General features: G+C 67.9%; 11 protein-coding genes. 4 read left to right on the plus strand and 7 right to left on the minus strand.

The annotated features are described in order from the left end of the window. From B0F77_RS22390 to B0F77_RS22415, 6 genes are all read right to left on the minus strand, one after another. Positions 1-2,301: immunoglobulin-like domain-containing protein (locus B0F77_RS22390; RefSeq protein ID WP_211293931.1), on the minus strand; the 2,301-nt coding region annotated here is incomplete at its 3' end. 409 nt (positions 2,302-2,710) lie between these two features. Next, on the minus strand, positions 2,711-3,469 hold the full coding sequence (locus B0F77_RS22395) for an SDR family NAD(P)-dependent oxidoreductase (RefSeq protein WP_158102790.1): 759 nt from the start codon (positions 3,467-3,469) through the stop codon (positions 2,711-2,713). Positions 3,470-3,565: 96 nt separating this feature from the next. Beyond that, positions 3,566-4,252 carry a glycoside hydrolase family 11 protein gene (locus B0F77_RS22400; protein ID WP_086664919.1) on the minus strand — a complete coding sequence of 229 codons (687 nt, stop codon included), beginning with the start codon at positions 4,250-4,252 and terminating at the stop codon, positions 3,566-3,568. A 428-nt stretch (positions 4,253-4,680) separates the two neighbouring features. Next, complete coding sequence (locus B0F77_RS22405; protein WP_086664991.1) at positions 4,681-5,127, minus strand: DUF4240 domain-containing protein; 447 nt, start codon at positions 5,125-5,127, stop codon at positions 4,681-4,683. A 115-nt stretch (positions 5,128-5,242) separates the two neighbouring features. After that, the gene (locus tag B0F77_RS22410; protein ID WP_086664920.1) at positions 5,243-6,211 is read right to left on the minus strand and encodes a hypothetical protein; all 969 of its coding nucleotides are present in this window, start codon (positions 6,209-6,211) and stop codon (positions 5,243-5,245) included. 22 nt (positions 6,212-6,233) lie between these two features. Further along, the gene (locus tag B0F77_RS22415; RefSeq protein ID WP_245848545.1) at positions 6,234-6,722 is read right to left on the minus strand and encodes a hypothetical protein; all 489 of its coding nucleotides are present in this window, start codon (positions 6,720-6,722) and stop codon (positions 6,234-6,236) included. A 217-nt stretch (positions 6,723-6,939) separates the two neighbouring features. Between B0F77_RS22415 and B0F77_RS22420 the strand changes: the two genes are divergently transcribed. Continuing rightward, positions 6,940-7,560 (plus strand): MerR family transcriptional regulator, encoded by a 621-nt coding sequence (locus tag B0F77_RS22420; protein ID WP_086664922.1) that lies wholly within the window; start codon positions 6,940-6,942, stop codon positions 7,558-7,560. 55 nt (positions 7,561-7,615) lie between these two features. Beyond that, positions 7,616-8,164: a carboxymuconolactone decarboxylase family protein gene (locus B0F77_RS22425; RefSeq protein ID WP_086664923.1), complete on the plus strand. Its 549-nt coding sequence runs from the start codon at positions 7,616-7,618 to the stop codon at positions 8,162-8,164. 13 nt (positions 8,165-8,177) lie between these two features. Here the strand turns inward: B0F77_RS22425 and B0F77_RS22430 are convergent, their stop codons facing one another. Next, positions 8,178-8,498 carry a VOC family protein gene (locus B0F77_RS22430; protein ID WP_086664924.1) on the minus strand — a complete coding sequence of 107 codons (321 nt, stop codon included), beginning with the start codon at positions 8,496-8,498 and terminating at the stop codon, positions 8,178-8,180. A gap of 251 nt (positions 8,499-8,749) precedes the next feature. Here B0F77_RS22430 and B0F77_RS22435 point away from each other — a divergent pair, with 251 nt between their 5' ends. Then, a complete protein-coding gene (locus B0F77_RS22435) occupies positions 8,750-9,292 on the plus strand; it encodes a hypothetical protein (protein WP_086664925.1) in 543 nt (180 codons plus the stop codon). Between the two features lie 57 nt (positions 9,293-9,349). After that, the gene (locus B0F77_RS22440) at positions 9,350-10,564 is read left to right on the plus strand and encodes an NAD(P)/FAD-dependent oxidoreductase (protein WP_086664926.1); all 1,215 of its coding nucleotides are present in this window, start codon (positions 9,350-9,352) and stop codon (positions 10,562-10,564) included. Positions 10,565-10,576: the final 12 nt, after the last annotated feature.

The following is a 10,576-nucleotide window of genomic DNA, read 5'->3' on the forward strand; positions in this document are numbered from 1 at the left end:
CGAGCGGGTGACGTCACCGTGCAGCACACCGTTGCGGGCCTTGCCCGAGCTGTCCGCGACCGTCGTGCCGGAGCCGCCGGTGAGGTCGTAGTCGGCGATGACGCCGCTCTTGTTCGCGGTCACCGGCAGCGGGCCCTTGCGCAGCCGCTCGAGCTCGGCCTTGGTCACCGGCAGGACGGTGCCGTGCCGCGGGGCGCGCGGCAGCGAGTACTCCGCCGGGATCTGCCAGTTCGGGTTCGCGAGCGAGTCGGTGACGAACGGGATGTAGCCGCGGTTCGGCGTCTCGTCCATGAACGCGTAGAACTTCTTGCCGTCGTTGGACTTGAACAGCGTCGGGCCCTCGACCCAGTCCGTGCCGAGCGGCGTGCGGATGCAGTCGTCGACCAGTTCCCAGTTACGTGGGTTCGTGGTCGGCAGGTCCACGGCGCGCAGGTCCTTCGAACGCTCCAGCACGATGTCGCGCGTGCACTTGCCGATGACCTTCTCGTCGGTCGTGAGGCGGTAGTAGTAGTCGCCGTCCTTGATGACGGTGGAGTCGATGACGCCCTGGCCGGGGTCGTTCCAGACCTTCGGCTCGGTGAACGTCCGGAAGTCACGGGTGGTCGAGTAGTACATCCGCGCGTACGACCAGTTGTTGTGGTCCGGGTCGTCGGCCGCGAACGGGATGCTGGCCCAGTAGACGACATAGGCGCCGATGGTCGGGTCGTAGGTCGCCTCCGGCGCCCACGTCATACCCGCCGTGTCGGGCGAGACGCGCACGTGCCGCTGCTCCGACCAGGTCACGAGGTCGGTGGACTCCCAGATCTCCAGGTACTTGCTGCCGTGCTGCTGGGCCGCTCCCCACCCGCGTCCGTCGTTGATCTGCAGGTCGGTCGCGACGAGGTAGAACTTGTCGCCTTCTGGGCTGCGGATGATGAACGGGTCGCGCACGCCGGTCTCGCCGTACTGCGACTTCAGGACCGGCCGGCCGCCGTTGAGCTCGTCCCAGTGCAGCGGGTCGTCACCACGGCTCACCGCGAAGTGCACCTGCTCGGTGTCCTGCGTCGCCTCACCCGTGAAGTACGCGAACGCGTAGCCTTCCCGCGCTTCCTGCTTGGGCAGTGGCAGCACCGTGAGGATGAAGTCACGGACACTGCTCGCCTTCCCCTTGGTCGCGCGGACGCTCAGATGTGCCTTGCGGGGCTTGGCACCGTACGGCGGCCGTGTCACCACGCCGTCCGCGGAAACGACGCGCTTGTCGTCGCTGCGCCAGGTGAACGTGACATCCCCAGCGCCCTTGGCCGGCAGCGTGATGTTGCCCCGGATCGCGTTCTGGTCCCAGATCACGATGTCCTTCAGGGCTTTCTGGACCTTCTGCCGGTCGGTGATGTCCGCGATCACCGTCACCGTGAACGTGCGGGTGGCGGTGAACCCGGCGTAGGCGGCGGTCGCGGTCAGCGTCACCGTCGCGTTGCCGGAGCCCGGCGCGGGCCGGGTGACCACACCGGTCGCCGACACCACGGCAGGGTTGCTGGAGGTCCAGGTGATCGTGGAGCCGCCCGCGGCTTTCGCCGGCAGGGTGAGGTTCCCGGTCACGGCGGACGTGTCACCGAGGCTGAGCGCCGCGGCGTCGGCGGCGGCACGGCCGGCGGCGGTCCGCTCGCCGAGTGCGTTCGCTTCCGCCGCCGTCACGGCACGGTCGTAGATCCGGAAGTCGCGGACCTGGCCCTTGAGGTACTTGTCCGCGCTGTACACCGAACGACCGAGGTAGTTGGCGGTCGTGGTGCCGCCGCCGATCGATCCCGGAGTGATCGTCACGTCGGTCTTGCGGGCCACCTCGATGCCGTCCTCGTACAGCAGGGCGACCCCACCGGAGAGGGTGTACGTGAGCGTGCGCCAGCTGCCACGCGCGAGGTTGCGGTTGGTGGTCACGGTTTGCTCGGTCGACCAGTTGCCGGAGGCGATCGACGTGCGGTACCCGTCACCGGTGGTGAACAGGTAGCCGTTCCCGGCGCCGTTCAGCGTGTTTCCCAGCCCCCAGAGGAAGTAGGGGGTGCCCTGGTCGGCGGCGACGTTCACCTGCACGGACACAGTGATGTCCGTGAGCCCGCGCATGATGTTGTCGGGCAGGCGGACGTGACCGTTCGAGCCGCCGAGACCCAACGCGCCGTCCTGCCAGACGGCGTCACCGCTCAGCGTGCCGTCTCTGCCGTTGCCGGACGCGTCGACGACGGTGGTGCCGGAACTCTGGGCGAGGTCGTAGCGAACAACGAGCCCTTTGTCGAGCGTCGTTTCCGCACCGGCGGTGGGCGTGACGCTCATTGATGACGTCGCGAGGGCCACAACACTGAGAATCGCCGTTAATGAGCGACGCCAGATTGTCGAACGATTCGAACGCATTCAGACCCTCCGCGAACCATCTTCAGAGTGAACGTTAACAAGACTGCGCCGCAGAAGGTCGGCTAGCGGGGATCCAGCACCGCGACTCGGCTGCGCCAGAACGGCAGCCGGTCAATGTTAGCGCTAACAATTGGGGCCAAAAGATAGCGGTGCACAGAGTTCCCTTCGCGTCGTTGCGACACCAGGCAGTCACCTGGACACCACTGCGGGCCTGCTCACCGTGAGCGCCACTCACCCAGGCCGTGGAAAACGCTCCAGATGATGCGGTCTCCGCCACGAAGCCGTCAAGAGATCGCCGGCTCGGGGACTGTTTCCCGCCCGCTCCCCCGGTCTACTTCGGGGACGCGACAGCACCGATCGCGGTCTGGCCGCCGTCGACCCTGATCGTCTCGGCGGTGATGTACCCGGCCGCGGGCGTGGCGAGGAAGCGGACGACCGCGGCCACCTCGTCGGGATGCCCCATGCGGCCCAGCGGGATGCGCTCGGCGACGCGTTGCTCCTGCGCGGGATCGGCGAAGGCGTCGTCGTTGATCGGGGTGCGGATGAACCCCGGATTGACGACGTTGACGGTGACGCGGTGCGGCGCGAGTTCCGCGGCGAGTTGACGGGTCAGCGCGATGATTCCGCCTTTCGAGGCGGTGTACGCGGGATAGGCGTAGCCGATCTCGCCGGCGCACGAGCCGATGTTGATGATTCGCTTGGTCCCGTTCCCGGCACCGTCGAGCAGGTGGGGAAGCGCTGCCTGGCACACCCGGAAGGCGCCGGTGAGATTGATGTCGAGCACCCTCGCCCAGGTTTCGGCGTCGGTGTCGGCCAACCCGGTCCGGTGCAGCACTCCGGCGGCGTTGATCACGACGTCGAGCCGTCCACGCCACGCGACCACGTCCGCGACGGCCTGGTGCACGGCCCGCTCGTCACGGAGGTCCACGGTCAGCGCCAGCGCGTTGCCGCACCGCTGCGCCGTGGCTTCGGCGCCGCGCCCGTCGCGGTCCAGCACCGCGACGTCGAACCCGTCCTCGTGCAGCGCCACGCACGTCGCGGCGCCGATGCCGGACGCTCCGCCGGTGACCAATGCGACCCGTCGTTCCATTCCGGTCATACCTCCTGCGCCCTGGGACGATCTTGTCACCACTCGTACCAGGCCGGCCCGGAGTGCGCCGGATCGGCACACTCCGGGCCGAGAGGCTCACCTCACCGTGATGTTGGAGTTGCCACTGCTCCGGTAACCCTCGGTCGCGAGGATCATGTAGTAGCTGAAGTTGCCCAGCCGCATGCCGGCGCGGCCCCACGCGTCGAAGTGGTTTCCGGTGGTGATGGATCCGCCCGTCCGCTTCTGCTGCCGGACGCTCCAGAACTGCGGGAAGGTCTTGTTGCCTTCGACGGAGGGCGCGTTGTAGCGCATCGTCTGGTAAATGTCGTACGTCCCGCCGTCGCTGGTCACCGTGCCCTTGTACGTGCCCGTGGGTCGATAGGTGCCCCAGTTGTCGACGATGTAGTACTCGACGAGCGGGTTCGACGTCCACCCGTACAGAGTCAGATACGCGTTACCGGACGGGTTGAAGCTGCCGGAATAGTTCACGGTCCGTCGTGAACCGTTGCTCCAGCCCTTACCGCCGACGAAATTGCCGACATTGCTCCACGAGGTGCTGTAGTTGCCACCACCCCCGAATTCCATGCAGACGCGGCCACCACCATCGGTCCAGAACGAGTAGTAGTAACCGCCGTGGCTGCCCGTCTGGCTGGAGCACGTGGCAGTGATACCCACGTCAGCGCTGGCGACGCTGGGCAGCAGCGCCATGACCAGCGCGGCGCAGGCGCTGTAGATGAGCGGTGCGCGCCTGCGGCGCGACGATCGGACAACGGCTTCGGTCATGCGGTACTCCTCGCCATTGAGGTTGGCGCGGCGGCGGCAGCCGGACAGCGCGACACGACCGGTGAGGACTGGCGGTGATCGCGATGACGGCCGTGGTCAATGTCGGGCCATTCGCGGGGATTGGCCGACAGCGATTATGAGCGACCGGCCCGGATTCGACAGACCTGGATCGGCCATGGTTGAACCTGGTCGACGCTAGCATTGTCGAGCCGACCGCGCCCAACACGGGAAACAATCGATAAAGTTTCGAAAGTTCCATGGCAGCGCACTTCACGTTGTCGATCCAAGGTCATGTTGTCGAATGCAGTTCGACAACGTCACTGGCTGGGAATACGCTGACCAATTCGACGCGGCAAAGCCGCGGAGCGCAAACAACGGCATTGGTCCCAGAACTCCGCCACCGCGGCCCCGACCGCGAGCAGCCGGCTTCAGCCCCAGCCGTCCGGGTTCGACATCATGTCGATCGGACAGCCGTTCCGCGGTTCCATCGGGAACCCCGTCTTGGCCTCGTAGTGCTCATCCGCCAGGTACAGCAACCGCTCGGCCTGAACCGCCGGCACTGTGTACGGCCCGAACCCCTCACCAGTGGCGAGCACGTCCTCGAACACTCGCCGACCGGCGAGAACGCAGGCACACCGGGCGTACTGGAAACCGTCCTCCGACTGCGGGATCACCAGGTCCCGCACGAAGACCGGGATCTCCGCGAACTCCCGGCGATCCAGCCTGAACAACGCCTCGTGCAGGCCGTCGACGAAGTTCAGCAGGTCGTAGGTGGGCAAGGCGGCCAGCCGCGCGGAGACTCTCTCCAGCGCGGCGTCGACATCGTCTTCCGTCCGCAGCGTGTTCTCGCCGATGATGTCCCAGAATTCCGTCACCACAGGGTGATCTGCTCCGCAAACCGATCAAGGCGAGTCATGCTCGCAGCTTAGAACGGCGGTCAACCGAGGCATCGGAGCAGCGGGCAGCACCACCGGCCGAGCGTGGAAGCGCTCACGCCCACGGGGCCGTCGGGTACCACGGAATCAGCTCACGGCGGGCCAGCAGCCGCACGTCCCAGTAGAGGAACGTGAAGACGCCCATCGTGATCAGCGCGACGCCGGTGATCACGGCCAGCCGCGCCGGCTTCGCGGTCAGCCAGCGCCGCAGCCCGTCGCCGAGCAATGCGGCCGTCAGGACCAGGGCCAGTGCGAGCACCAGGATGTTACCGAGTGACTGCAGGCAGAAGGCCGCGGCGCCGTACAGCGGGTTGCCGCTCTCCGCGGCGTCCCTGAACAGCTGCCGGAAGAGTCCGAAGGGGCGGCCGATGAGGAACCCGCCGATGAGCACGCCCATGAACATCATGGGCGCGTTGGGGAACCGCCGGGCGATGCGGGCGAACGGGTCGCGGACGACGCCCAGTGCGGCCAGGCCGAGGTAGGTCATGACCAGGCCGATGACGCCGAACACGACCATGGATTGCAGGCTGCGTCCGGACAACCTGCCCGCGGCGGCCGCCTCCGTCGAGAACTGGGGCATGGAGGTGCCTGCCAGTCCGACGATCGCGCCGTACACCGCCGAGACCGCGAGCATGCCGGCCGACAGCCACAGCAGCGGCTTCAGTGCGCCGCGGATGCGTTCGGCACGGCTGCTGGAGTCGCCCAGAATCGGTGCGACGGCACCGAAAGCAGCGATGTTGCACGCGGTGAACGTGCCGGCCAGGCCGGTGACGAACGCGAACACGACGCCCCCGATCACCCCGGTGATCGGCTCGGCCTTCGCGTTGTGTCCCAGCAAGGTGTTCGCGACGTTGTCGCCGATCGTCGAGTCGACGAAGTGTGCGGACCACACCACGGTCAGCGCGAAACCGGCCAGGACGCTCAGCGCGATGATCAGGCCACGGCGCCGCGGGAAGTGACCGTTGACGAACGCGGACGTGGCGATCGGCCGCACCTGAGTGACCTCGGGATCGTTCCTCAGCATGTGAACTCCTCCCAGTGTGAGCTCAGGAAACCGTTACCTCTGACGGAATCGAACGTCGCGTGCGCATGTGCATGATCACGGCGACCATCATGGGAACGAACACGACGGCGTTGTAGAACAGGTGCAGTTCCACTCTCGGCACGGCCAGCTGCAGCAGACTGGTCGGCGCGGGCCGGTTCATCAGGTGCCAGGCGGTCAGTGCCTGCACGAGCAGCAGCAGATGTTCGAAGTGGTGCCACACCTGGATTCCCAATGCGACGTTCCACCAAGTGCGCGCCCGGCCGGTGAAGCCGTGGCGCAGCACGATGAGTCCGATCAACATGAGAAGCGCGTAGCCGTAGTGCAGCCATTCGCTGTGCACGAGCCACGGAAAGGCGAGACCCAGAACGCCACGGGCGTGGTGCACCGGCCATCCGAGCGCGTAGATCTGCACGGCCTGCGCGATGTGCTCGGCCCAGTGCCCGAGCACGACAACCATGAACACGGCCAACCATCGGTCGTGGTGACGCATCAGGGTCATCCTTCCGGTTGGTGGAGATCCGACAGCCGCAGAACGGAATGGGCGTTGAACCCGCGCGGGAATCCTCGTGAACGCGGAACCCTTTGGCCGCAGCGTAAACCGGCGCTGAAGAGTCGGGGTGCCGCGCGGGGACAGACAGCAACACTTCCAGGACCGCACCGCAACGAATGGTGAGCGGCTCGCCACCAGGCGGAAATACGCTGCCGCTGTGCGGGTCGGCGAACTGTCGAAGCGCAGCGGGGTCCCGCTGCCGACGATCAAGTACTACCTGCGCGAAGGTCTGCTTCGCGCGGGCGAACCGGTCTGCCGCAACCAGGCGCGGTACGGGGAGAGCCACCTCGAGCGACTGCGGCTCGTGCGGGCGATGCTCGACGTCGGCGGCCTGTCGATCGCCGCGGTGAAGAACGTGCTGGGGGTGCTCGGCAACGGCACACGGGAGTCGGCCGGCGACCGGCTCGAGGCGACGTGGGCGGCGATCAACCCGGAGCCCGACGTCCGGGCCGATCCGGTCGCCCGGCGGCAGGCCGAGGAGTTCGTGGCACGGCATCACGCCGGCGGCGACGGCCAGGTGGTCGCGGAGGTGACCACGGCACTCGCCGCGGCGCTCTCGGCGGCACGCCTGCTGGGGCACGACCGCTTCCACGAGCTGCTCGACGACTATCTCGCCGGGCTTCGTGTCATCGCGTGTGCCGACCTGGACTACGCAGAGGACACCTCCGCCGAGGACGCCGTGGTCGGTCTGGTGATCGGCAACGCGCTGCTCACCACGATGCGCAGACTCGCCCACGCACAGGTGTCGGCGAGCTCAGCACGAACTGCCGAGTGTTGAACCCGGTCGCGTCGTGAGACTCTGCCGACCACACCAGAACGACGATGGAGAGCGAATGCCGCACATCGACCTCGACCCGACGCTGCCCGGCATCATGGGCCTGTTGCAGTACCGGCCGGACACCGGGCGGCTCATCAGTGAGATGGCAGATGTTCTGCTGCGCCAGGAGAACAGTCTCTCGCGCGGCGAACGGGAGTTGATCGCGACGTACGTCTCGTCGTTGAACGAGTGCGAGTTCTGCACGTCGTCGCACGCGGAGTTCGCCGCCGCCCAGCTCGATCAGGGCATGCCGCTGGTAACGGACGTTCGCTCCCAGGGACCGCAGGCCGCCGTGCCAGCGAAGATCTCGGCCCTGCTCGTGATCGCGGGGGCGGTGGCGTCGTCGGGCCGGAACGTCACCGACGACATGATCGCGGCGGCCCGCGCTGTCGGTGCGACGGACCTGGAGCTGCACGACACGGTGCTCATCGCCGCGATGTTCTGCATGGCGAACCGGTACGTGGACGGGCTCGCGACCTCACGGCCGGCCGAACCCGGCCAGTACGCGGACTTCGCCGGGCGCATCGTCGAGGTCGGCTACGTCGCGGCGATGCAGCCCGGCTGAGTCGGGCAGGTGCTCAGCTTCCGCCCACCATCAACGTGTTGCCGCCGGGATCGGTCACGTAGAAGTGCCGCCCGCCGGGGTGGTCCGCGATGGGGGTCGGTTCACATCCCTTGAGGCGCAGGGATTCCAGTGCCGCCTCCAGATCTGCGCCGGCGAACCCCGGCACGACCTCGTCCTTGCGTCCCTGCCAGAGCACCAGGTCCACACCGCTGTCGAAACGCACCCATCCCTCGCCCTCGTCGACGACGGGCAGTTCCAGCGTGCCGACGTAGAAGGACTTCGCCGCCGTCAGGTTCTCGCATTCGATGAGCAACGTCGCGAGCTTGCCGTACATGGGCTTCCTCTCGTCGGGTACGTGTGTCCGCCAGCCTTCATGCGCGCGACGCAGCCTGCTCGGGGGTGGTTGCGGCGGAAGCGCAACATCGGCGGTACCCGCACTTGTTGAGCTGTTCGGCCGCAACGGCCGCAATGCGTCGTTGCGGCAAAGCGGAAAAGATAGTCGGCAACATAGGACAGGTGATTCACCTGCGGGAGGCCGATAGTCGAGGTGCCGGGAAATCCCGGCGGCGACGAAGGGGAATCACCATGACCCACGCAATCACCAGGACGCTGACCGAGTTCGACGTCGTGCAGCAGCTGGAGTACGCGGAGTCCGAGGTCGGTCTGCGCACGATGGACGGCCGTTCCGAGCGCGTGCTGATGAAGACCGCGTGCCCGACGGAGTTCATCGTGCACCAGCCCGAGGTCAGCGACACCGGTGACCTGATGCTGAGCCTCGAGATCATCCGGTTCGAGCTGGTCGGCGTCAGCGAGACGCTGTGGCCGGGCGAGAAGGTCAGCGTGCTCGGTGGCGCCCTGAGCGCACCCGACGCGCGGCCCATCCTGGGTTCCGTTCTCATCCCCGCGGACCGCAGCCTCGAAGAGGGCGTCACCAGCGAGCAGGTGCTGTACCTCACCGTCGAGACGCCCATCGGCACGCTGCACAACACCACGCCGATCCGCATGACCGGCACGCTGTACCGCATCCCGCCGCTGGGCTCGCGCTTCGAGTCCAAGGGCGACGTGCCGCTCTACACCCCGCAGGGCGAGCGCTACCTCGAACTGTGGGCCTGCGCCAACGAGGCGTGACCACCGCGCCGGGCGGGCCGCCGAGGTCCGCCCGGCGTTCGTCATCCGGGAGGACAGTTGTTCGACTGCGTCGTCGTCGGGGCACGGGTCGCGGGCGCGGCCACCGCCACACTGCTCGCCAGGCGAGGTGTCCGGGTCGCGTTGCTCGACCGTGACGACGTGTGCGGGCCCACGCTGTCCACCCACGTCTTCGGGGACTGGGAGGCGTTCGCCGCGCTGGGCGTCACGCACGAGTTGCTGGAGGCGGGAGCGCCCGTGATCACCCGCTTCCGCACCGACGTCGCGGGATGCGCGACGGAAGGGGATCTCGCGGTCACACCGCACGTGCTGGCGCTGCGCCGGGAACGCCTCGACCGCATCCTGCTCGAACGGGCGTTGGCACAGCGAGAGGTCACCTGGTTCGAGGGCCACAGCACCACAGGGTTGACGCGGGACAGCACCGGCCGGGTCACCGGCGTGCTGATACGCGATCCGGACGGACGGCGGTCCGAACTGCCCGCACGGGTGGTGATCGGCGCGGACGGACGCGGATCCACCATCGCGAGGCAGGTGGCTGCGGAGTCCTATGTGGAGCATCCGGCGGTGCGCTGCGCTTACTACGCCTACTACCGCGGCGTCGCCCCCATGCCCATTCCGACCTTCGAGTACTTCTGGTGGGGTTCGGACGTCGTGCTCGTGGCACCGTGCGACGACGACCTGCACTGCGTCTGCGTGATGTCGCCGACCGACGAGTTCTCGCTGTGGCGCCAGGACCGCACCGCCGAGTTCGAGCGCAGGCTCGCGACCATCGACACGCTCGCACCCCGGTTGCTCGACGCGCGCCGGGAAGGCCGCGTGCTGGGCACCGCCAAGCTGGAGAGCTACCTGCGGACGCCGGCCGGGCCCGGCTGGGCGCTCGTCGGTGACGCCGGTGCCGCCGTGCATCCGTGCATCGGCGCGGGCATCGACCACGCCGTCATGTCCGCCGGGCTGCTCGCTCCCGCCGTCGCGGACGCGTTGCACGGCGACCAGACGTGGGCGGCCGCCATGGAGGCCTATCGGGAGGCCCGCGACGCGCGGATCCTCCCGACGCTGGAGGCGGCGTTGCGACTGGCCCGGCGCGGACCGGTGGCGGGCGAGGGCCTCGGCTGGCTGCGACTGCTGTTCACGCTGCCGGGAGCGACCCGCGACCTGGCGAACAACGCGGAGCACGTCGCCCGCGACGTCTTCGGCGAGCCGGTCGCGGAACGACTGCGCGGTCTCGTCGACTCCCTGACGCCCGTGTCGGCATAGGCCCTACGTTCC

This window comes from Lentzea kentuckyensis, assembly GCF_002150765.1.
GTDB lineage: Bacteria > Actinomycetota > Actinomycetes > Mycobacteriales > Pseudonocardiaceae > Lentzea > Lentzea kentuckyensis.